This window comes from Pantoea sp. MQR6 (assembly GCF_022761075.1).
Taxonomy (GTDB): Bacteria; Pseudomonadota; Gammaproteobacteria; order Enterobacterales; family Enterobacteriaceae; genus Pantoea; species Pantoea phytostimulans.
Genome location: NZ_JAKYXB010000007.1, coordinates 194,100 through 217,518 on the forward strand (window position 1 = coordinate 194,100; position 23,419 = coordinate 217,518).

The window sequence follows — 23,419 nt, forward strand, 5'->3', positions numbered from 1 at the left end:
CAGACGTAGACTTTCAGTGTAGGACGGGATTCAGCGGCAGGCGGTTTATCAGATTAATGGGGCCATAAATTGTATTTCACACTGGCGGGCAATTTCCCACAGCTTGCTGCGGATCACCTGTTTCAGGTGCAGCGTAGATTGTGATTGTGGCTGGTCGCGACGGCTAATCAGCATCACTTCAAACGGCAGCGGTTGTGCGATGGGCAGCAGCTTGAGTTTGTCGGCGTAGCGGCAAGCCGTAAACAGATCAACCACGCCTACACCGCCGCCCGCCAGCACCATATCGGCAATGACTGAATAGGTTTTGATCGACAACGATAGTGCCGAATGCAGCTGCTTATCACGCAGGGCGCGATGCAAAACGCGCCCAAGCGGATCCTGATTCTGCATCATCAACAGATTGTTAGCACACAGCCATTCCAGCGTAACCGGAGCCTGCTGCGGCGAGTCGGCTGGCAACAAGGCTACCATGGATGATTGAAACAGCGGCTCGGCCAGTAAATCAGCATCGACCTGTTGACCAAACACCAGCGCGAAATCGAGTTGATTATCAAGCAGACTGCGACACAGCGTGCCGAAGTGTTCGGTCACTAGCTCAACGTTTACCGCCACCGCCTGTTGTTGATAGGCCACCAGCGCGGGTGCCAATACCATTTGACCAAAGGCGTGCGCCGCGCCCACGCGCACCGTTTGCCCTTCGCCACGTCGCAGCTGCTCAGCGAGCAGATTGATCGCCTGCAAGCGATGATAAAGCTCATCAATTTCCGGTAACAGGCGACGCCCTTCAGCAGTGGCCACCATGCCCTGCGCACGCCGCTCAAACAGCGTAAAACCGAGCTGCTGTTCGGCGTGATTAAGTACCCGACTCACATTGGGCTGTGACACATTCAGCAGGCGCGCCGCACCGCTGATGGTGCCGGTCTGCACAATCGCCTGAAAGACTTCAATATGCCGCAGCCGCATCGTTATTCGCCCCAGGTCGCTTCGAGCACGCGCAACCAGTTGCCATGACAAATTTTATTCAGCAAGGCGTGGCTGTACCCGCGCTTCGCCAGCGCCTCGACCAGCAGCGGGAAGCCCGCCACATCTTTCAGCTCATCCGGCATGGTTGCGCCATCCAGATCTGAACCAAAACCCACGCCATCTTCACCGACTTTTTCCAGCAGATATTCAACGTGGCGCACGATCTCATCCACGCCGGTTGCTGCATGACGATCGCCATCGGCACGCAAAAATGGCACAGCAAAGTTAACGCCGACAAAGCCTTGGGTTTCAGCGATTGCCGCAAGTTGGCGATCGGTGAGATTACGCGACTGCGCACTTAACACATGCGCATTGGAATGACTGGCGACCAACGGTGCATCGCTGATTTCAGCGGTATGCCAGAACCCTTTCTCATCCATGTGCGACAGGTCAACAAGGATACGGCGACGATTACAGTCGCGCACCAGCTGTTTACCTGCGGGTGTTAAGCCCTCGCCAAGATCTGGCGACGAGGGATAACGGAACGGCACACCATAACCAAATTGGTTGGTGCGGCTCCAGAGTGGGCCAAGCGTGCGCAAACCGCTGGCGTAGAGCATATCCAGCAGATCACCGTTGGTATCCAGCGCTTCCGCACCTTCAACGTGCATCACCACCGCCAGAACCTGTTGCGCCATACATTCACGAATCTCTCGCACGCTATGGCAGATTTTGATCTTACCGGCTGAAGCCGCCTCAATTCGTAGCAGCAACGCCAGCATAGAAAAAGTGGCATCGCGTGCCGCTGAGACAATTTCCTGAGGAAAATCCAAGGCATCTGGCTCGCTTCTTGCAACAGACGGATGCGTTGGCACCCACGTGGCGAAAATGCCGCCCGCCATATTGCCTTGGCGGATGCGCGGAAAATCCATTTGGCCTGAATCGGTGCCCTGCAAAAAAGCGCGGACCGGATCCGGCTGATGGTGCTCCCACAGCTTGTTTAACACGTCGTTGTGCCCATCAAACACCGGGATGGCAAGCCGTGCAGCGGTAATTTTGTCAGACATATTTATCCATTCCGTTAACGAGAGAGCGCGCACAGCGCAGGCAAGCTGACCGCGCGAACGCACCAAAAAGAGGCAAAGGGTTTTCGGCTATAGGCGTTATTAATCCGCTTGCCGCAGAAAGATGTCAAGACAAAAAAAGCACAAGTATAAAATAATTCTATTAATAATCAATTAGTTGGAGATAGCATGGTCACCAGAAGACGTTTTCTCGCAGGATGCAGCGCCGTTCCGTTCGTTTCCTATCTCAGCCTTAATTCTGCCTTTGCCGCTACGCCGCCCAGCATGCTGGTGATGGCGATGCAGCTCGATAATATAACCAGCCTCGATCCGCATGAAAGTTTCGAAGCGACCGGCGGCCAAATCTGCGGCAACCTCTATCAACGTCTGGTGATGGCTGACCCGGTTCAGGCCGATAAAGTGATAGGTCAACTGGCAAAAAGCTGGGACGTCAGCAGTGATAATAGCGTGTTCACTTTTCATCTCGACCCGGCGGCAAAGTTCGCTGACGGAACCGCTTTGACCGCTGAAGATGCGGCTTTCTCACTCCAACGCATCGTCAAACTGGATAAAAGCCCGGCGTTTATCATCAACCAGTTCGGTTTTACTAAAGAGAACGTTGACCAGATGATCACGGCGACCGATGCGCAGACATTGCAGATGAAGCTTGGTGGCCCGGCATCGGAATCGTTCCTGTTGTATTGCCTGTCCGCGACGGTGGGCAGCATTGTGTCGAAGAAAGCCTGTTTAGCGAATCAGCAAGGCAACGATTTCGGTAACGCCTGGCTGAAACAGCACAGCGCGGGATCGGGCGCCTTTACGCTGCGCGGCTGGAAAGCCAGTGAAAGCGTGATTCTGGAACTGAACCCGGCTTACGCCAGCCAGAGCAAAATCAAACGTGTGATCCTCAAACACATCGCCGATCCCGCTGCGCAGGCGCTGATGCTGAAAAAAGGCGACGTGGATGCGGCGTATGATTTGACCACCGAACAGCTCAAGCCGCTGGTGAATGACACCAGCGTGTCGCTGGTGAAACAGCCGCTCTCCGCCATCATGCTGATGTCTTGCAATACCACCAATGAACTGCTGAAAAAGCCGCAGGTATGGCAAGCGATCAAGTGGGCGCTGGATTACGACAGCATCCAGAAAAACATTCTGACGCTGACGTATAACGTGCATCAAAGCTTCTTGCCGAGCGGCTTCCCGGCGGCGCTGGATGACACACCGTTCCATAAAGACGTCAGTAAAGCCAAAGCGCTGTTGGCAGAAGCGGGTTATCCAGACGGTTTCGACATCACGCTCGACCACTATTCAATGCAGCCTTACCCAGATATCGCTCAGGCGGTTCAGACTCAGTTAGGCGCGATTGGTATCAAGGTGTCGCTGATCTCTTCAGAAAACCGTCAGGTGCTAACCAAAATGCGCGCCCGCCAACATCAGCTTGCGCTGACATCATGGGGCGCAGATTACTTTGATCCCAACTCCAATACCGAAGCGTTCTGCGTCAATACCGACAACAGCACCAATGCGCGCAACCGCACGCTGGCGTGGCGTTGCGGCTGGTCCGACGATGAATTCAACACGCTCACCGAGCAGGCACTGCATGAAAGTGACCCAGCGAAACGCATTGCGCTCTACCAAAAAATTCAGCAAATGGGCCGGGAAAAAAGCCCGTTCATTTATATGATGCAGCAGATTCAAACCGTGGCCTGCAATAAAAACATCTCTGATGTGCATCTCACGGTGCTGGAACAGTGGTCCTATGCGCAGGTGAAAAAAGCCTGATGGGGGCGTTGAAAAAAACCTTCAGCACCTTGGGCAGTTTAGTGCTGACGCTGTTTGGCTTATCCGTGTTGACCTTTTTCATTGGCCGCGTCATGCCCACCGATCCGGTGCTGGCGGCGGTGGGTGATAACGCGCCGCAATCGGTGGTTGAGCGCGTGCGGATGGAAATGGGGCTGGATCAGCCCCTCTACATCCAGTTTGGTCACTACCTGAATCAACTGCTACACGGAGATTTAGGCAAATCCATTCTCACCTCTAACGCTGTCACCAGCGATATTGCGCGCTTCTTTCCGGCGACGATGGAGCTGGCAACGGCGGCGATCGTGATTGCCGCGCTGGTTGGCATTCCCCTTGGGGTCTGGGCCGCAGTACGCCAGCGTTCGTGGATAGATCAAACCATTCGCGTGATATGCCTTGCTGGCCATTCGCTGCCGGTGTTTGTGCTGGCGCTGCTCAGCCTGCTGGTGTTCTACGCGGTGTTGGGTATCGCGCCTGGCCCGGGACGCCAGGACATTATTTGGCAGGACATGGTGCCGCAGGTCACGGGATTTTTAACCATCGATTCCCTGCTGGCGGGCGAATATGACGCCTTTTGGGATGCGCTGGCGCACATGGCGCAGCCGGTGTTGATCCTGGCATATTTCAGCATGGCGTATATCACCCGCATGACGCGTACCTTCATGCTCAACGCATTAGGCGGCGAGTTTGTGATCACTGCCCGCGCCAAAGGGTTGTCGTCCCGTCGGGTGATTTGGCGACACGCCTTTCCCACCGTGGCGGTGCAGTTGGTCACGGTGCTGGCGCTTACCTACGCCGGATTACTGGAAGGCGCGGTGGTGACGGAAAACGTCTTCGCCTGGCCTGGTCTCGGCCAATATCTCACTACCTCGCTGATGAACGCTGATATGAATCCAGTGGTCGGTGCCACGCTGCTGGTCGGCGCGGTTTACGTGTTGCTAAATCAGCTAGCTGACCTTCTCTATCGACTTTGGGATCCCCGCGTAAAATGACTTTTTTCTCACGAGCCTGTCTGCTCGACGACACGCCCAGCAACCGCCGACAGGCAGTTTGGGGCCGCCGCTACCGCTTGTGGCTCAACCTGCGCAGCAATCCGCTGGCCGTGGCAGGATTGATTGTCATTATGCTTATGCTGCTGCTGGCGCTGTTTGCGCCTCTGCTGAGTGGTTTCGCTCCCAGCGCACAGCATCTGGAGAATCGCCTGGCCGCGCCCTCTTTTACACACTGGCTCGGTACCGATGAACTCGGGCGCGATGTCTGGACGCGCATTATTTATGGCGGCAGAACCACGTTGGGCATGGTGATCGCGGTGGTGCTGCTTACCGCCCCGCTCGGCCTGCTGATTGGCTGCATTGCGGGTTATTGCGGCGGCTTTATTGATAAAGCGTTGATGCGCATCACCGACATTTTTCTCGCCTTTCCGCGTTTGATTCTGGCGCTGGCGTTTGTTGCTGCGTTGAAACCGGGCATTGAAAGTGCGGTGCTGGCGATTGCCTTAACTTCATGGCCGCCTTACGCACGTCTGGCGCGTGCCGAAACGCTGCAATATCGCCACAGCGATTTTATCGCCGCCAACCGCCTGACGGGTGCAACACCGCTGCGCATTATCCTGCGTCACATCATGCCGCTGTGCGTGCCCAGCCTGATTGTGCGCATCACGTTAGACATGAGCTCCATCATCATCACGGCTGCCAGCCTGGGCTTTCTCGGCATGGGCGCGCAACCGCCATCACCCGAATGGGGCACGATGATCGCGACTGCACGCCGCTTCCTGTTCAGCGAATGGTGGGTACCGCTGATGCCGTGTATCGCCATCTTCCTGACATCGCTGGCGTTTAACTTTTTAGGCGACGGTTTACGCGACGTCCTCGATCCCAAGGAGCGCTAAATGCTGGTGGAAATTGAAAACCTGCGCATCGCCTTTCGCAGTCGCAGCGAAACCGTTGAGGCGGTGCGCGGCGTCAGCCTCAGCGTCGGCAAAGAGAAGTTTGCCATCGTCGGCGAAAGCGGTTCCGGCAAGTCGCTTACCGCACGCAGCCTGATGCAGCTGTTGCCCGGCAATGCAGACGTTAGCGCGGATGTGTTGCGCTTTGACGGCATCGATCTGCGCCAGGCGAGTGAGAAAGTGCTGCGCCAGATTCGCGGCAAGCGTGTCGGTTTTATCCTGCAAGATCCGAAATATTCGCTTAATCCCGTGATGACCATCGGTCAGCAGGTGGCAGAAGCCTGGCGTGAGCACAAAGGCGGCAGCAAAAAAGCCGCCATGCAGGCAGCCATTGGTTTGCTGGAGCAGGTCAAAATTCGTGACGCTGAAGCAGTCGCACAGCGGTATGCGCATGAAGTTTCTGGCGGCATGGGCCAGCGCATCATGATTGCCATGATGCTGGCACCCGATCCTGAATTGCTGATTGCCGATGAACCCACCAGCGCACTGGATGCCACGGTGCAGGCGGAGATCCTCAAACTGATTGACGATCTGGTTTCTGCGCGCGGCATGGGATTGATCCTGATCAGCCACGATCTGCCTTTGGTGTCGCACTTCTGCGATCGCGTGGCGGTGATGTACGCCGGCAAGATTGTTGAACAGCTAAAGGCGGGCGAACTGCATCAGGCGCAGCATCCTTATACGCAAGGTTTGCTGGCCTGCCTGCCGTCGCTGCGCCATCCGCGCGCGCGTTTACCGGTATTGCAGCGCGATGCCGCGTGGCGCGATTAAGGGAATCAAGATGATTGAGATTGATGATCTGCGCATCGCTTTTGGTGCGCACGAAGTGGTGAAAGGCGTGAGTTTTCGTGTGGCCAATGGCGAAAGTTTTGGGCTGGTGGGCGAAAGCGGTTCCGGCAAATCCACCCTTTTGCGGGCGTTGGCCGGGCTGAATCACGACTGGCACGGTACGATGCGGTTTGGCGAAATGGCATTGAGCGCAAAACGCGGACGCCATTTCTACCAGCAGGTGCAGATGGTGTTTCAGGATCCCTATGGTTCGCTGCATCCGCGCCAAACCATCGACCGCATCCTGCACGAGCCGCTGCTGGTGCATCGGCTGGATCGCGCTGAACAGCGCATCAGCCAGGCGCTGAGTGAAGTTGGTTTAGCGGCGGCGGTGCGTTTTCGTTTTCCGCATCAGCTTTCTGGCGGTCAGCGCCAGCGCGTGGCGATTGCCCGTGCGCTGATTGCTGAACCTGAAGTCCTGCTGCTGGATGAGCCGACGTCAGCGCTCGATGTTTCGGTGCAGGCGGAAATCCTGAATTTGCTCAGTGATCTACGCAGCGAACGCAAACTCACCTACATTATGGTGACGCACAATCTGGCAGTGGTGGCGCATCTCTGTCAGCGCATTGGCGTGATGCAAAACGGTGAGATGGTGGAGCAGCTGAGCGCGGACGATTTGCGCGCCAGGCGCATTCAGCATCCGCATACTGCGCAGCTTTTTGATCTCAGCATGACGCTTGAGGAACCTGCATGACAGTTAACTGGCAACACGCGGCAGACGTCGCGGAACAGATCACCCAAAGCTGGCAACAGCCGGGCGCACCGGGCGGCGCAATCGTACTGTTCGACGCCCATCAGATCCACTCAGCGCACAGCGCGGGCCTGGCCGATTTAGCCCAGCAAACGCCGTTCAGCCCCGACAGCGTGGTGCGCTTTGCTTCAATTACCAAACACATTTTCGCAGCACTGGTTACTGGGCCGGGCCGTCACTATTTATCGCTCGACGATAAGCTGGTGCAGCATTTACCCCAGCTGCGCGGCGCGAACGGTCAGATTACTGTGGGCCAGGCACTCGATATGAGCAGCGGTTTACCCGACGTGCGTGAAACGTTATCGCTGCTGGGTTTGTCGGTTTACAACGCGACTTCAGCCGCAGATCTGCTGCACTTTGTAGCGGAAGAAGGCGAGTTAAATTATTCGCCGGGCAGCGAAATTTCTTATACCAATACCGGTTATCGCCTGGTTGAAGAGGCGTTGAAAGCCAAAGGGGTGCGCTTTCGCGACCTGCTCCAGCAGTATCTCTGCGAACCACTGGAGATTGATCTCACCGCCGCCGAAACCTGGTTTGATATCGTACCGGGTTTGGTGCCAGGTTACTGGCATGATGGTGAGCGCTGGTTGCTTTCCAGCGCTGGCCTGCATCTTTCGGCATCAGGTTGTATCACCGGTAGCCTGCGTCATTTGACGCGCTGGTTGCAAACCTTGCTGGCAGACAGCGGACCAGGCGCGGGCGTGTTGCAGCGACTCAGTGCGCCACGCACCTTGGCAGATGGCCGCACCAGCGGCTACGGCTTGGGGCTAACCAGCAGCATGATCGGCAGCCAGACGCTGTTTGGTCACGGCGGTTCGCACGCGGGTTATAAAAGTTATTTTCTGCTGCACCCGGAATTAAAAATTGGCGTGGCGTTGGTTGCCAATCGTGAGGACATTACAACCTCTGAAAGCGCGATGCGGGTGATGGCGGCGCTGATTAATCGTTCCCTGCCAGAAAAAGGTCATGACTTAACGCCTGGGCTGTATGTGGCAGAAAATCCGGCTGACGCCGATTGGCTGGAAATCGCTGGCGTGACCGCGACCTGGCTGGGCGCAGGCGAAACGCTGTGGCGCGGCGATGCGCATGGCGATGCCGTGTCGCTTTCCAGCACTTTCCCGCTGCGTTTACGTCATGAAGGGCAGGCAATTGTCGGTGAAATTGGTCACGCGGCACGCCGCTTTGTACCGGTAGAACCGGATGAAGCATCAATTACGGCACTACAAGGCCGCTGGTTTGCGCCAGAACAGCGCGCGGAACTGACGGTGGAAGGCAAGGTGTTGATGATGGGAATCGGGCCCGCCGCAATCCCCGCCACGCTGCAATCGCTGGGGCAGGATCGGGTTCTCGCCACCGGTAAGGATGGTCCGTGGCAGAAGCGCTTTGTGATACAGCGCCAGGGCGAGCGTATTCGACTCCAACTCAGCCGCAGCCGCGTGGTCTATTTTCAGCGCTCACCAACCTGAGCCGCAGCAGCGTCGTCTTTTCCAGCGCTCACCGAGGCGAGCCGCAGCAGCGTCCTCTTTTTAGCCTCAGCGCTCACCGAAGCGAGCCAAAATAATTCGTGCTGCAGGAAGGCGGCAAACGGGTTAATCCCCGGGAGCTTACATAAGTAAGTGACCGGGGTTAACCCGTGCAGCCAACGCACCTACAGCGCGAAGTATGAAGGCGCTACGTGAGAGCAAGTAAGTGACCGGGGTTAACCCATGCAGCCAACGCACCTGCAGCGCGAAGTATGAAGGCGCTACGCGATTGCGTTAACTAAACGGCCGATTTTTTCGATATGTACTTCGATGACATCTCCGCTAAACATAAACAGCGGCGGCGTGCGTTTCTTGCCGACACCGCCCGGTGAACCGGTGATGATCACATCGCCAGGTGATAGCGGGCTGAATGCCGAGATATATTCAATAATCTTCGCCACCGGATGCACCATGCTGCTGGTGTTGTCGTTCTGCACTTCCCGATCATTCAGGAAGGTTTTGATTGCCAACTGCTGCGGATCGGGGATTTCATCGGCGGTGGTCATCCACGGCCCGAATCCCCCGGTTTGCGGCCAGTTTTTCCCAGCGGTGAACCAGGTAAACTGCATATCGCGTACTGTCGCATCCATAAAGCAGCTGTAACCGGCGACCACATCTAACGCCTCTGCGGCTTTTACCTGATGCGCAGCTTTACCGATAATCACCGCCAGCTCACCTTCATAATCAAACTCTTGTGTAGTAGCTGGCTTCTGCAAGGGTGAATCGTGGCCGGTCAGCGAATCGGCGAAACGAACAAATAAAGTCGGCGCGTCGAGGGTTTCGGCGAACTCTTTACGCTTATCGGCGTAGTTCATGCCTACGCAGAAGACTTTACCCGGGTTTTCAATCACTGGCAGAAAGCGCAGTGCAGAGAACGGATGATCAGCGGGCATGGCACGAAACGCATCGAGATCGGCCAGCGATGAGCGGGTCAGAAAGCTTTTAAGATCGGGACATTCTGCGCCAAAACGCAGGCCGAGATCGATAACGCCATTTTCCAGCACAATACCAAAACTTTTTCTTTCCTGGTCAGGAAGGTAAAAACTGCAAAGCTGCATTACTGCCTCATTTGTTATATACCCATCACTCTTCAATTCGAATGATTTTGGGTATCGCGTGTTGTGAACGCTGTTTTAAAAACGTGTGCTTAATCAATGCCGTGCAGGGTAACAAAAGCGACGCTAAAAATCGTACAGAGTTCTGCTCATCGGATGACCTAATTTTGCGTCGTCGCCAGATAAGAGAATGCGCTTAACAGGCTGATAATTGTCGCCATGCGGTCAGCCTGATAACCCACCGTCACCGCATCAATCCGCTCTACACCCGGTATCAGGCTGAACAAATCGGCTAATACCGGTTTGCTGGCCTGCAAACGCAGCTGATAAGGCGCGGTGAGCAACGTCGTCGATTTCAGGTCCGCCCGTTTAACGGCATGTTCTGCGGCTTCACGAATTGCGGTTCGGGCCATTTCAGGGCTGAGCGATTCAGCGCTGGTTTGTGAAATGGCACGCTTCACCTGGACATACTCCACTGACGGATAATATTCGCCAATCCACTTTTTCAGGCAATCGTCGCCGCTTACCAGCCACAGTGGCGTGCCCTGCTCCGCGCCTGCTGCGGCATAGATGTCGCTTTCACCCATCACCTGGCCGTTGATCTGAATACGCCAAAATGCGCGCCCGTTAATGGTATGCGCCAGCACGCCAAACTCACCCGCCGCGCTGTGATAGCCGATAAACATCATGCCGTCGAAAGCTTGCTGCTCCAGCCCTTCCACCATTGATAAGCCGCGCGGTTTACCCTGCACCAGCCGGGCGCGCGGATCGATATTTTCAGCACGCAGATTGGTCATTTGTGCGTGACTGTCGGCCACTACCACCTCCGTTGCACCACCAGCAAACGCGCCAGCAATGGCGGCATTCACCTCTTGTTCCATCAGGCCACGCGCCAACTGATGTTCTGCATGTCCTGGAGAACACTGCTCCGGGCGCATGACGCCAGCGATGCCTTCAATATCGGCAGAGATAAAGATTTTCATTGGTCAGATTCTCCTTGTGCAGCCAGTCGATCCAGCACCTCACGCAAAGCCGGACGATGATGATCGCGAAAACCGGTTACTGCCTCGGCGCTGAGTAACGCATCCAGCACCGCGTGCTCGGTGGCATCTGCGGCGGCGGCCAACAGCGGCTCTAGCGCAGCGTCATCGGGCGGTTGCGGCGTTGCTTGAGTGGAAAACGCGACGGCGATGTCACCGGAACCGTGGCCCCAATAACTGCCAAGTCGCCCCAAACCCGCACCGGCGCGTTTCGCGACGCGCTTAAGCTGACGAGCATCGAGCGGCGCATCGGTTGCCATGATGATGATGATCGAACCGGCATCGCGCTGCGGCGTCAGTTCCGGCAGCAGCGGCGCAATCATCTCGCCCAGGCGAACGCCATCCAGCGTTAACGCGGTTAATGCGCCGAAGTTTGCCAGCACCAAAACACCGAGCGTGGCGTTCAACGTGGGAATGAGCCGCGAGGCGCTGCCGATCCCCCCTTTCAGGCTGAAACAGCTCATGCCACGCCCAGCACCCACGCTGCCACACGCAAAATCTGCATCGGCATTGCTAAGCGCAGAGCGCGCCATCTCTTCCGTGATCGCCAGCGCCTGAATATCATTTAGCCAGCCATCATTGCACTCCAGCGCCAGCGGGTTCACGGTGGGTAAACTGCGGCCTAATTCCGGATTAGCAAGAATCGCCTCACGCACCAGCGTGGTATACAGCGTGCCCACCGCCAGCGTGTTGCTTAGCAAAATTGGGGTTTGCAGCACGCCCAACTCACTGAGCTGCACTAAGCCAACCGGCTTGGCAAAACCGTTAAATACTGCCGCCGCACAGGGCAGCGGCTGGGTAAAAAGATTATCGCCGGGCGGCACAATTGCCGTGACACCGGTCTGCACTTCGCCTGCTGCTATTGTGTGATGCCCGACGCGTACGCCCGGAACATCGGTGATACGATCAGTTGCACCACATTCGCTGCGCGGTTGACCGAGTTGACGTTCGCTGCGCCAGCGCTGCAACAGCAGGTCACGCTGCATCTGTTGAAAATCCATGATTAGCTCTTCAGTTTTGGATCCAGGGTGTCACGCAGGGCATCGCCCAGCAGGTTAAACGCCAGCACGGTGATAAATATCGCCAGCCCCGGAAAGACGCTGACATGCCACAAGCCCGCCATCATCATGCTGCGGCTCATGGCCAGAATATTGCCCCATTCAGGCACGTCTGGCTCCGGGCCAAGGCCAATGAAACTCAGGCCCGCTGCGGTGAGAATACTGGTGCCAATACGCATGGTGAAATAGACGATTACGCTGGAAAGCGTGCCGGGCAAAATGTGGCGTAGCAGGATAATCCGATCTGGCGCACCGGCGCAGCGCACGGCTTCCACATAGGCCGCCTGTTTCAGCGTCAACGTGGAGGCACGCACGATGCGGGCGAAGACCGGCACACTGAACACCGCTACGGCAATGATCACGTTATTCAAGCCGGGACCAAGAATCGCCACCACCGCAATTGCCAATAGCATGCCGGGAAAGGCGAACAATACGTCAGAAGCGCGCATGATCAGCATATCGACCCAACGTCCGTAATAACCCGCCAGCAGGCCAAGGAAAATCCCCACCAGCATGCCGAGCGTGACAGACACCACGCCGACGTACAGCGAAATGCGCGCACCATAAATAATACGACTTAATACGTCGCGGCCCAGATCATCGGTGCCCATCCAGTGTGTGGCAGACGGCGGCGAAGAGAGCGCCATCCAGTCCGGCTCCATGGGGTTCCACGGGGCTAACCAAGGGGCAAAAATCGCCACCAATACCAGCAGTAGCACAAAGCTGCCCGAAACCAGCGCCAGCGGATTACGCACTAAAGCGTGCAAAAAATCGCGCCACGGCGAGCGGATAGTGTCAGGCACAACAGCAGAAAGCGTTTCGCTCATCTCTGACTCCTATTTCAAACGGATGGCAGGATTAACCACCGCGTAGAGCAGATCGACCAGCAGGTTGATCGCAATAAATTCAAACACAAACAGCATCACCAGCGCCTGGATCACTGGCTGATCTTGCGATTTTATCGACTCGATCAACAGCCAGCCTAAACCCGGCCAGTTGAAGACACTTTCCACCACAATTGATCCACCCAGCAGAAAACCAAACTGCAGACCCAGCATGGTGATCACCGGGATCAGTGCGTTACGCATCACATGTTTCCAGGTGACCAGCCGCTGGCGCAACCCTTTGGCGCGCGCGGTGCGCACGTAATCTTCCTGCGCCACTTCGAGAAAGGCTGAGCGGGTAAAGCGTGCCATGACCGCCGCTACTGAGGAACCCAACGTGATAGCAGGCAGGATAATATCGGCGGGCTTATTGAAGCCGCTAACGGAGAACAGGCCAAACGGCATGGCAACAAACTGTATCAGCAGCAGGCCAAGCCAAAAGGTTGGCATTGAGATGCCGCCAACCGCCACGCTCATTAAAGTCCAGTCTTGCCATTTTCCGCGACGCAGCGCGGCGATCACCCCCAAAATGAGGCCCAGCACGACTGACCAGGCAAAACCGGCCAGCGCCAACCACATAGTTGGCATAAATCCTTGTTTGATCACCTCTAATACCGGTTGCTGGGTACGATAGGTGACGCCCAGGTCGCCACGAAAAATGCCGCCAAGCCAATGAATATATTGCTGTGGTAGCGGATCGTTAAGACCAAGGTGCTGACGTGCTGCTTCGACCGCCTCGATGGGCGCATCGGGTCCCGCGTAGATACGTGCCGGATCGCCGGGCAGCAGCTTGATGAAGCCGAAGACCAGCAGTGAGACCACCAACAGCACCGGGATCATCTCCAGCAGTCGACGAATGATGTATGCGAACATGAGGTTCCTTTTTATTGACTCGGTGCTTATTGTCCAGGGACAGGGCGCGGACCCAAGATTGTGCTCGCTGTCTGCAAGATTGTGCTCGCTGTCCCCCATCCCGGCCTTTCCCCGCCAGCGGGGGAAGGAGACGCTGCCATATGCAACTTCATTACTAACATAAAGCAGCGTCTTCCTCCCCCATGTATGGGGGAGGATTGAGGTGGGGGACAAACGACCTCATCTGCTCGCTGTCCCCCATCCCGGCCTTTCCCCGCCAGCGGGGGAAGGAGACGCTGCCACATGCAACTTCATTACTCGCATATTGCAGCCCCTTCCTCCCCCACATGTGGGGGAGGACCGAGGTGGGGGACAAACGACCCCGGACTAAAGAGGACCGAGGTGGGGGACAAACGACCCCGGACTAAAGAGCAACGAGATGGGAGGCAAACAACGCCCTGCCCCAACAAAGCCTTACTTAAACGCCGCTTGGGTAAACAGCAAATTGCCGTCTGGCAGCATCGAGACGCCGCTCAGCGCTTTGGTCTTGCCGACTAAATTGTCCGGCGTACCTAAGAATGCAATCGGTGCATCTTTCCACAGCAGCGTCTGCGCTTCTGCGTAAGAGGCAGCGCGCTTGGTTGGATCGGCTGTCGCTAAACCGCCTGCAATGGCTTTATCCACCGCGGGATTGCTGTAGTAAGAAACGTTATAGGAGGTCGGTACCCAAGATTCAGTGGCGAACAGCGGACGCAACGCCCAGTCTGCATCACCGGTTGAGGTAGACCAGCCGCCGTAATAGAGATCATATTCAGCCTGCTTAGGATCTTTCACACCCCAGAGTTTGGCGTTGCGGGTGCCGGAATCCATTGGCGTTACCGTTACGCGGATGCCCACGGTTGCCAGTTGGGCCTTCAGGAACTGCGCAGCACGCACGCTGGCTGTGGCATTGGTGCTCCACAATTTCAAGTCCAGCCCGTTCGGGTAGCCCGCCGCTTTCAGCAGCGCCTTGGCTTCGTCAGGCGCATAGCGGTAATTCGGCTCGCCTTGTTTCTGATAAAACTGGACGCCCGCTGGAATCGCCGAGGTCGCTGGCGTTCCCATGCCGGCAAAACCAACTTTCAGCCAGAGATCGCGGTTAATGGCGTAGTTGATCGCCTGACGCACGCGCACATCAGCCAGTGCTTTATGCTGCGTGTTGATCGCCATGTAATAGAGATAAATGCTCGGATCGCGCTGAATCGCCAACTTGCTGTCGCTTTGCACGGTGCCAATTAAATCGGACGGCAGCGGGTAAATCGCATCTACCTGGCCTGACTTCAATGCTGCTACGCGTGTAGCATCTTCTGGGCTAGGCGAGAAAATCACGTTGTCGACTTTCGGCCAGCCTTTATTCCAGTAACCCGTATATTTCGCCATGGTGACTGCTTTGCCCGGCTGCCATGCAACGAATTTGAACGGGCCGGTGCCCACAGGATGCAAACGCAGTTGCGACTCTTCTGGGTATTGCTTGAGAATCGCCGGGCTCCACATGACGGCTGATGGATGCGCCAACGTGTTGATGAAGGCACCAAAGGATTCATTCAAATCGATCTGCACCTTATTCGGTGCCAGCACCGTGACGGTGTTAATCATGCGATACAGGCTGTTGCGTTTCAGCCCTTTGCTCTGATCGGCAAGGCGATCAAGGTTAGCTTTCACCGCCTCAGCATCAAACGGCGTGCCGTCCTGGAAAGTCACGCCATCGCGCAGCGTAATCGTAAATTGAGTCGCGTCTTCATTGCTGGTGTAAGCGGTGGCGAGCCACGGTGTCAGCGTCATTTTGGCGTCGAACTGGAACAAGCGTTCAAAGATGCCGCTCTGCACCGAATAGCTGATGTTATCGGAGGTATCGTGCGGGTCTAGCCCGGTAATGTCGGCATACATGGAGATGCGCAGATCCTGCGCCTGGGCAACATTCGCCAGACACAATGACAGCCCAAGGGCGAGAGACGTACGACGTAATAACGGCTTCATGGTGGCTCCTGGTATTGATGAATTAACGCGGAAAAGCGCCTTCGGCTACCCAATGATGGGGAGCCACCTGGCGATAACGATTTTTCTCTACCGTCTCGCCAACCTTGCGCAGCGGCGAGGGAATTTCGCTGTCATCGAAATGACGCTCAGGACGGTTCAATGGATCGGCAACCGGCACCGAAGCCAGCAGACGTTGGGTATAAGGATGTTGCGGATGGTTGAAAACTGACTGGCGCGGGCCGATCTCGACAATTTGGCCGAGATACATCACCGCCACACGATTGGCAATACGCTCAACCACCGCCATATCGTGAGAGATGAAAATCCATGCCACGCCGGTTTGCTGCTGCAAATCCATCATCAAATTGACAACCTGCGCCTGAATCGAGACGTCGAGCGCCGAAACGGCTTCATCAGCAATAATGACTTTGGGTTTGAGCGCCATCGCGCGGGCGATAGCAATACGCTGGCGCTGACCGCCAGAAAACTCATGCGGATAGCGCTGCGCATGTTCCGGCAGTAAACCGACACTTTTCAACAGCGCCTCAACCTGCGGCGTGGCCTCTTCCAGCGACTTCACCACGCCATGTAATAGCAGCGGTTCCGCAATGGTAAAACCCACGGTTAACCGAGGATTGAGCGAGGCATAAGGGTCCTGAAAAACCATTTGAATTTCACGGCGCAGCGGTTGGAATTGCGCCTCTTTCAGGTTGGTAATTTCATTGCCTTGAAAGTGAATGCTCTCGGCATCGCTGTGTAATAAACGCATCAGCGCCCGTCCGGTGGTGGACTTTCCACAACCGCTTTCGCCGACAATCGCCAGGGTTTCGCCTGGCCAGAGCGTGAAGTCGATCTGCTCTACCGCATGAACCTGATGGGTTAGCGCTGAAAAAATACCGCTGCGTATCGGGAAGTACACTTTCAAACCGCGTACATCTAGCAACGGTTTTTCCTCGTAACGGGCGGTGTGTTGGCTGGATGCGGCGGTGGTTTCTGCGCCCAGTAATGGAAAGCGCTGCGGCCATGGCAGCTCACGCATGTCGCCGAGTTTGGGTACTGCCGCCAGCAATGCCTTGGTGTAGTCATGCTGCGGTGCAGTGAAAACCTCTGCGACCGTGCCCTGCTCAACAACGTTGCCGCGATACATCACCACAACGCGATCGGCAACTTCTGCCACTACGCCCATGTCATGGGTGATGAACAACACCGCCATCTGCTTTTGCTGTTGTAAATCACGCAGGATATGCAGAATGCGCGCCTGCACCGTAACGTCGAGCGCGGTGGTCGGTTCGTCGGCAATCAGCAGTTGCGGATCGCACGCCAGCGCCTGCGCAATCATGACGCGCTGGCGCATACCGCCAGACAGCGAATGGGGATAGCTTTTCATTACGCGATCAATATCGGCGATGCGCACCTGACGTAACAGCTCACGCGCCCGTGCATGGGCCTGCGCTTTATCGCACAACTGATGGTCGCGCAACGCTTCAGTGAGTTGATCGCCCACCCGCAATACCGGATTGAGTGACGTCATCGGCTCCTGAAAAATCATCGCCATTTCACGACCACGCAGCGTTCGCCGCTGTTCATCGCTCAATTTGCTCAGATCATGCTCTTTTCCGGCACGATCGCGGAAAAAAATGGAACCCCGTTCGGTGCGCGCCGAGGCGGCCAGCAATCCCATTATCGCCAGCGAGGTCACGGATTTACCGGAACCACTTTCGCCGACTACAGCAACAATTTCACCGGGATGAATAGCAAAAGAGATGCCCTTGAGCGCCTGATGAACGCCGCTGCGCCCACGAAAGCTGACGCAAAGATCTTGAATGGCGAGTACCGGCGCGGAACGCGTATCGGCAACGCTGGCGGGGGCAGTTAAAAAGGAGGTGTCCGTCATCGTTGCTCCAGAGTGTTACAGCCAGATGCGGCCTTGCGAATAGGTGAGAAACGGCGAACTGTCTGCCGCTAACCAAATGGGGCCGTCGAGATCGACATGCTCTGCATCAATCGCCACCGGCAGCGCGGCTTCCATTGCCAGCGACGAACCCAGCATGCAGCCCACCATCACCCGCATTTCCTGCCTTTTCGCCTCGACAACCATCGCCAGCGCTTCGGTCAAACCACCGCACTTATCGAGCTTGATGTTGATCATTTCATAGCGATTGCGCAGACCTTCAATGTCGGCAACGGTGTGACAGCTTTCGTCAGCGCAGAGAGGAATGGAATGGGTGAAACGTTGTAAATCACCATCCTGACCAGCAGGTAACGGCTGCTCAATCATGGCGATGTTGTAGGGCAGCAAGGCGTTGAACAGGCTTTGCAGATCAAGGCCCGCCCAGGCTTCATTGGCATCAATGATCAGCGTCGCATGGGGCGCAACGGCACGGATTGCCGCCACTTTTTCCAGAATCTCATCACGGTTGAGTTTGATTTTCAGCAGCACGGCACCGCGCGATACCGCATCTGCGGCAGCTTCTGCCATGTTTTCGCGCGTATCCAGACTCAACGTTTCAGCGGTCACAACGGAGACCGGCACCTTGCGGGCCGCCTGCTGCCACAGCGTTTGTTTCGCCAGTGCGGCATCCAGCCGCCATAAAGCGCAGTCCAGCGCGTTACGGGCTGAACCGGCAGCGAGACGGGTTTGCAACGCGTCACGGCTGAGGCCAGCTTCAATATCGGCCTGTAACGCTTCAAGCTGAGCATGCACGCTTTCAGCGGTTTCGCTATAACGCGGCGTTGGCGTACATTCACCGCGCCCGATAAAACCGTTCTGTTCTAACGTGACGCGAATGACCGTTACCGCAGTACGGGTGCCGCGTGAGATGGCAAACGGACGCGCTAAAGGCAACTCCAGCAGCTGAATCTGCATGCGACGCATCTTAGCCCTGCTCCTTCAGCAACGCTGCGATCGCGTCGATACCAAAGCGCACCGGATCGGTCGCAGGAACACCAAACTCAGCACTGACCTGTGCGCAATAGTCGCGGGCTTCTTGTTCAGGGAAATTAGAGGTGTTGATAGCAAAACCGGCGAGTTGGACATTGTCGCTGGTCACTGCGGCAGCGCGCAGGTTAGCGTCAACGCAATCGGCCAGGCTAACCATCGGTTGATGCGGCAAGTGACGCATATGCGGACGGCCCATTTCATGACACATCACCAGCCAATGTGGCTGTGCGCCATGAATCAGCCCCATGCTGACGCCTGCATAAGAAGGATGGAACAGTGAACCCTGACCTTCGACAATATCCCAGTGATCGTCATCGTTAGCTGGCGAAAGCGCCTCTGCTGCACCTGCGATGAAATCGGCAATCACTGCATCAATCGCAATGCCTTCGCCTGCAACCAGAATGCCGGTTTGCCCGGTAGCGCGGAAATCCGCTTTCATTCCGATCTCGCGCATTGCCGTTTCCAGCGCCAGCGAAGTGTACATTTTGCCGACCGAACAATCCGTACCGACCGTTAAGATGCGTTTACCGCTGCGTTTTTTACCGCTGCCAACATCCAATTTTGGCCGCATATGGCGAATATCGAACAGTTCCACGCCATGCTCTTGTGCTAACGCCACCAGTTCCGGTTCATCAGCCAGGCGATGATGCAAGCCGCTGGCAACGTTCATTCCTGCGGTGATCGCCTCGGTTACGGTTGCTAGCCAATGCGTGGGCAAATATCCGCCTGCGTTAGCGGTACCGAGTACCAGTGTTTTCGCGCCGCGCGCCTTCGCTGTCGCGATGTCGAGTTCTTCCAGGCCAAGGCTGACCGTGCAGCCCGGCAAACGGATTTCACCAACGCATTGTTCAGGACGCCATACATGAATGCCGCGCGCTGTTTTGGCTGCCAGCGGATCGGTGACATCACCAAGGAAAAGCAAATAAGGTTGAGGGATCAGCATGATGTTTCTCTTTATTCCGTCAGAGTTTAGGGGGCCTGAACGGAATATTTCATGCAGATGACAGCGTGACGAATGCTTGTTTGATGCTGGGGTATAACCTACAGCTATGTGTAGATCGCCTGCTTATGGTTGTAAGTCTGAGGGCGCTTAAAAAGGCGAATAAGAGGGCGTTACAGCGAAAAAGCGAGAGGAAAAAGTGATAATCACCGGTCGATCCCTGACCGCGATTATCGAGGGTTTCTTGCGGGGTGTTTAGTACATTGCACCCGGCGGTACGTGTTTAAACGTTTCAACGTAAGCGCGGAACACGTACTTAATAATGCGTTTCATGTGTCACCTGTTTCAAAATTTGTTGAAGAAATACGCGAAAAGTATAACTTCCGCGCATTTTACAGGCAATAAATTTTGAAGTAGATCACATTTTTTGGGTTTTTTGCTTTTTACTCAGTCACGGCTTAAGCGAAGTAACCAAGATGTTGGAACAGAATAGTTGAGCCTACTGCAATCAAGACTAAACCCCCGAGCACTTCGGCCCATTTGCCAAGAATGGGACCGATAAAACGCCCGACCAGTACGCCGGTGGTGGCCATGACGGTGGTAGCCGCGCCGATGGTTAACGCCGTGGTAATAATATTGACCTGCAAAAAAGCCAAACCAACGCCGACCGCCAGCGCATCCAAACTGGTTGCTACGGCCGTGGTGGCCAGCACCATAAACCCGTGCTGCTGTGGCGCTTCGCAAGGTTCTGCGACATTTTGGCGAAAACCTTCCATCATCATACGGCCACCCAGAAAGGCCAGCAGAATAAAGGCAACCCAATGATCCCACGCCATAATGTAGCGGCTGGCTGCAAGCCCGATTGCCCAGCCAATTAATGGCGTTAAGGCTTCAATCGAACCAAAAATCAGACCGGTACGCAGCGCTTCTTTGAATCCAGGACGATGCAGCGTGGCACCTTTGCCGAGTGCAGCGGCAAAAGCGTCCATGGACATACCTAAGGCAAGAATGAGCGTGGCAATAAAAGTCATGATTTCAGGTATTGCGATGAAAAAAGCCAGAGTTACCGCTGATTTCACCACACATTTTGTTCAGTAATGAAAAAGTGGCCGCAGTCTAGCACGCATTACTAAAGATAAAAAGACAGTAAAATCATGGATTTAAGTATAGCAAAGGCTATAACTTTTAACAGCCGCTATGTTTGACGCTAAGTTGATGGTGTAAAAGCATTTTCTGAGACCTGTCTTAGTGATTTGAGACCGTTTTTTAACGCCCGGTTCGGCATTGTGGGATTGAACCGCAACGTGGATTGCCCGAAAATAGCGGGCTAACCCTTTGAGAAAGTCGCTAATGAATAACCCATTCGAAACAGTCATTATCCCAGGCGGTATTTTATTGCTGGGTTTCCTCTCCGCCCTGCTGCTGCCCGCGCCCGCTTTTGGCATCGCTTTGGCGCAACGCCTGATGGAGATGTTTCATTTCCAGGATCTCAGCCAGCTTTACACCGTGGTTTTTTGCATTTGGTTTTTGCTGCTGGGAACGGTGGAGTTCTTTGTGATTCGTTTTGTCTGGCGCCGCTGGTTTAGGGTTTAAACCTGAGCTTGAAAGCGGCTCTTTCTCTCTGCTGACATAACAAAGCGCGATGGCTGTTTAGGTTTGCAGCCTGTTTGAATACACACAAATATGTAACATAATTTTTACAGAAAGGTGATTCAGATCACGTAACCAAAAAATCGCATAAATTCTCAACTATTTTTTTATTGTTTATAATCATTAAGTTAATTAATTCCTTAAAAACTCAACGGTTTCCTCTGCTGTTTTTCGCTTAAACCCACCTGCAACATATTACTCGGTTAACTTACTGAGTTAATGGTAAAAACACCTTATATCCCGCCGCCTTTGATGATTAATTCTTATGCTGAATCATTTCTGCATTTAAAAAATAAACAAATGTTTAATTCAGATGCGAGAATGTTATATTCCTAAGACAAAGCATAACGTGCAGTTAACCGTTATCACCGCTTTAACCTATACCTGAGTCTTAACCTTAAGAGATAGCGCAACGCGCTCGAACGAAGCGTGTCTATTTCGCCTGCAAACCTGTTGAGCTTCAGGTCAACAGAAGAGGAGATGTCGCCTCATGTGCAATTCAGCTGTAAACCTTGCGCTCGCGATGAGTGCCATTGGCAAGGACACCACCACGCAGGAGCGTAAAGACGTCGATGTTCTGCTTATCGGCGCGGGCGTCATGAGCGCAACCTTAGGCGCATGGCTGCAAGACTTAGAGCCAGACTGGTCAATCGAAATGGTTGAGCGTCTGGACAGCGTGGCTGAAGAGTCGTCGAATGGCTGGAACAATGCGGGCACCGGCCACGCTGCGTTGGCCGAGCTGAACTATACGCCGCAAAAGGCCGACGGCAGTATCGACATCTCTAAAGCGGTGGCGATCAACGAATCCTTCCAGATTTCACGCCAGTTTTGGGCTTATCACGTCCAGAAAGGCAATCTGAAGAACCCTAAAAGCTTTATCCACAGTACGCCGCACATGAGTTTTGTCTGGGGCGAGGATAACGTTTCGTTTCTGCGCAAGCGCTTCAAGGCGTTGCAGAAAAGCACCTTGTTCCGTGGCATGGATTACTCAGAAGATGCTCAGCAGATTGAGGAGTGGATCCCGCTGGTGATGAAAGGCCGCGATCGCAGCCAGAAAGTGGCCGCGACCTGGACCGAAATGGGTACCGACGTTAACTTCGGCGAAGTCACGCGTCAGCTGATTGCAGCGCTGGAGAAAAAGCCTCATTTCCGTCTGCGCCTGCATCAGGAAGTGCGTGATATCAGCCGCCTCGATGATGGTCGCTGGCAGGTCACGCTGCACTGTCTGGCAAGCGGTACGCAGCGCACGCTGACGGCGAAAACGGTGTTTATCGGTGCAGGTGGTGCGGCGCTGCCGCTGCTGCAAAAAGCCGGCATCCCGGAAGCCAGCGGCTATGCAGGTTTTCCGGTCGGCGGTTCTTTCCTGGTCACCGAAAACCCAGAAGTTGTGAAACAGCACATGGCGAAGGTCTATGGCAAAGCCAGCGTTGGCGCACCGCCGATGTCTGTGCCGCACGTTGATACTCGCGTGTTGGATGGTAAGCAAGTGCTGCTGTTCGGGCCGTTTGCGACCTTCTCTACTAAGTTTTTGAAGCAAGGTTCACTGCTGGATATGTTCGCTTCCATGAACAGTTCGAACCTGCTGCCGATGATGCATGTGGGTTTGAAAAGTTTTGACCTGGTGAAATACCTGATGGATCAGGTACTGCAAAGCGATCGCGATCGAATGGATGCGCTGCGCGCGTACGTTCCGCAAGCTAAGCAGGAAGACTGGCGTCTGGTGACAGCGGGCCAACGTGTGCAAATCATCAAGAAAGATGAGAAAGAAGGCGGCGTGCTGCGCCTTGGCACCGAAGTAGTGGCATCGGAAGATGGCTCGATTTCTGCCCTGCTTGGCGCATCACCAGGTGCATCAACCGCCGCACCGATCATGCTGGAGTTGATGCAAAAAGTGTATCCCGAGCAGATGGCATCGCCGGAATGGCAGAACAAAATCCGCACTGTGATCCCATCCTGGGGCCGCAAACTGAATGGTGATGTGGCGCTGACAGAACGCGTACTGGCTGATACCAGCCGTATTTTGCAGCTTGAATACGTCGCGGTCACGCCCATGGCTGCCAACGACGAAGGCCGCGAAACCGCGCACGTTGTGGGAAAGTAACCGGC

The 23,419-nt window shown here is 55.3% G+C and carries 20 protein-coding genes; 8 read left to right on the top strand and 12 right to left on the bottom strand.

The window, feature by feature from the left end; genetic code table 11:
- Positions 1-48 precede the first annotated feature (48 nt).
- Positions 49-963, bottom strand: coding sequence for a LysR family transcriptional regulator (locus tag MUG06_RS21040; RefSeq protein ID WP_243079922.1), 915 nt, complete (start codon positions 961-963; stop codon positions 49-51).
- A gap of 2 nt (positions 964-965) precedes the next feature.
- Entirely contained in the window at positions 966-2,030 is a 1,065-nt protein-coding gene (locus MUG06_RS21045) for a dipeptidase (protein WP_243079923.1), read from the bottom strand.
- A gap of 186 nt (positions 2,031-2,216) precedes the next feature.
- On the opposite strand from MUG06_RS21045, the gene MUG06_RS21050 reads away from it, so the two are divergent.
- The 6 genes from MUG06_RS21050 to MUG06_RS21075 are packed head-to-tail and all read left to right on the top strand — an operon-like array spanning position 2,217 to position 8,820.
- Positions 2,217-3,812 carry an ABC transporter substrate-binding protein gene (locus MUG06_RS21050; RefSeq protein ID WP_243079924.1) on the top strand — a complete coding sequence of 532 codons (1,596 nt, stop codon included), beginning with the start codon at positions 2,217-2,219 and terminating at the stop codon, positions 3,810-3,812.
- Positions 3,812-4,822 carry an ABC transporter permease gene (locus MUG06_RS21055; protein WP_243079925.1) on the top strand — a complete coding sequence of 337 codons (1,011 nt, stop codon included), beginning with the start codon at positions 3,812-3,814 and terminating at the stop codon, positions 4,820-4,822. Before MUG06_RS21050 ends, MUG06_RS21055 begins: the two co-directional genes overlap by 1 nt.
- The gene (locus tag MUG06_RS21060; protein WP_243079926.1) at positions 4,819-5,718 is read left to right on the top strand and encodes an ABC transporter permease; all 900 of its coding nucleotides are present in this window, start codon (positions 4,819-4,821) and stop codon (positions 5,716-5,718) included. The genes MUG06_RS21055 and MUG06_RS21060 overlap by 4 nt, the downstream gene beginning before the upstream one ends.
- Positions 5,719-6,546, top strand: coding sequence for an ABC transporter ATP-binding protein (locus tag MUG06_RS21065; protein WP_243079927.1), 828 nt, complete (start codon positions 5,719-5,721; stop codon positions 6,544-6,546).
- 10 nt (positions 6,547-6,556) lie between these two features.
- Positions 6,557-7,297 (top strand): ABC transporter ATP-binding protein, encoded by a 741-nt coding sequence (locus MUG06_RS21070; protein ID WP_215845292.1) that lies wholly within the window; start codon positions 6,557-6,559, stop codon positions 7,295-7,297.
- Positions 7,294-8,820 carry a serine hydrolase domain-containing protein gene (locus MUG06_RS21075; protein ID WP_243079928.1) on the top strand — a complete coding sequence of 509 codons (1,527 nt, stop codon included), beginning with the start codon at positions 7,294-7,296 and terminating at the stop codon, positions 8,818-8,820. Before MUG06_RS21070 ends, MUG06_RS21075 begins: the two co-directional genes overlap by 4 nt.
- Before the next feature lie 278 nt (positions 8,821-9,098).
- On the opposite strand, the gene MUG06_RS21080 is transcribed toward MUG06_RS21075, so the two are convergent.
- The 10 genes from MUG06_RS21080 to mntP all read right to left on the bottom strand — a co-directional run bounded on the left by MUG06_RS21080 (position 9,099) and on the right by mntP (position 20,694).
- Positions 9,099-9,935: a fumarylacetoacetate hydrolase family protein gene (locus MUG06_RS21080; protein WP_243079929.1), complete on the bottom strand. Its 837-nt coding sequence runs from the start codon at positions 9,933-9,935 to the stop codon at positions 9,099-9,101.
- 158 nt (positions 9,936-10,093) lie between these two features.
- Positions 10,094-10,915, bottom strand: coding sequence for a M55 family metallopeptidase (locus tag MUG06_RS21085; RefSeq protein ID WP_243079930.1), 822 nt, complete (start codon positions 10,913-10,915; stop codon positions 10,094-10,096).
- On the bottom strand, positions 10,912-11,973 hold the full coding sequence (locus MUG06_RS21090) for a P1 family peptidase (RefSeq protein WP_243079931.1): 1,062 nt from the start codon (positions 11,971-11,973) through the stop codon (positions 10,912-10,914). The genes MUG06_RS21085 and MUG06_RS21090 overlap by 4 nt, the downstream gene beginning before the upstream one ends.
- A gap of 2 nt (positions 11,974-11,975) precedes the next feature.
- Positions 11,976-12,857 (bottom strand): ABC transporter permease subunit, encoded by an 882-nt coding sequence (locus tag MUG06_RS21095; protein WP_243079932.1) that lies wholly within the window; start codon positions 12,855-12,857, stop codon positions 11,976-11,978.
- A gap of 9 nt (positions 12,858-12,866) precedes the next feature.
- A complete protein-coding gene (locus MUG06_RS21100) occupies positions 12,867-13,787 on the bottom strand; it encodes an ABC transporter permease subunit (RefSeq protein ID WP_215845288.1) in 921 nt (306 codons plus the stop codon).
- Between the two features lie 453 nt (positions 13,788-14,240).
- On the bottom strand, positions 14,241-15,782 hold the full coding sequence (locus MUG06_RS21105; RefSeq protein WP_243079933.1) for a glutathione ABC transporter substrate-binding protein: 1,542 nt from the start codon (positions 15,780-15,782) through the stop codon (positions 14,241-14,243).
- A 22-nt stretch (positions 15,783-15,804) separates the two neighbouring features.
- Positions 15,805-17,676, bottom strand: coding sequence for an ABC transporter ATP-binding protein (locus MUG06_RS21110; RefSeq protein ID WP_243079934.1), 1,872 nt, complete (start codon positions 17,674-17,676; stop codon positions 15,805-15,807).
- Between the two features lie 15 nt (positions 17,677-17,691).
- On the bottom strand, positions 17,692-18,657 hold the full coding sequence (gene dgcA / locus MUG06_RS21115; RefSeq protein WP_243079935.1) for an N-acetyl-D-Glu racemase DgcA: 966 nt from the start codon (positions 18,655-18,657) through the stop codon (positions 17,692-17,694).
- A 1-nt stretch (position 18,658) separates the two neighbouring features.
- Positions 18,659-19,666: an N-acetyltransferase DgcN gene (gene dgcN, locus MUG06_RS21120; protein WP_243079936.1), complete on the bottom strand. Its 1,008-nt coding sequence runs from the start codon at positions 19,664-19,666 to the stop codon at positions 18,659-18,661.
- Between the two features lie 455 nt (positions 19,667-20,121).
- Positions 20,122-20,694 carry a manganese efflux pump MntP gene (gene mntP, locus MUG06_RS21125; protein WP_243079937.1) on the bottom strand — a complete coding sequence of 191 codons (573 nt, stop codon included), beginning with the start codon at positions 20,692-20,694 and terminating at the stop codon, positions 20,122-20,124.
- Between the two features lie 319 nt (positions 20,695-21,013).
- On the opposite strand from mntP, the gene MUG06_RS21130 reads away from it, so the two are divergent.
- A complete protein-coding gene (locus MUG06_RS21130; RefSeq protein ID WP_243079938.1) occupies positions 21,014-21,256 on the top strand; it encodes a DUF1158 domain-containing protein in 243 nt (80 codons plus the stop codon).
- 547 nt (positions 21,257-21,803) lie between these two features.
- A complete protein-coding gene (mqo, locus tag MUG06_RS21135; protein WP_215845283.1) occupies positions 21,804-23,414 on the top strand; it encodes a malate dehydrogenase (quinone) in 1,611 nt (536 codons plus the stop codon).
- The last annotated feature ends 5 nt before the right edge of the window (positions 23,415-23,419 follow it).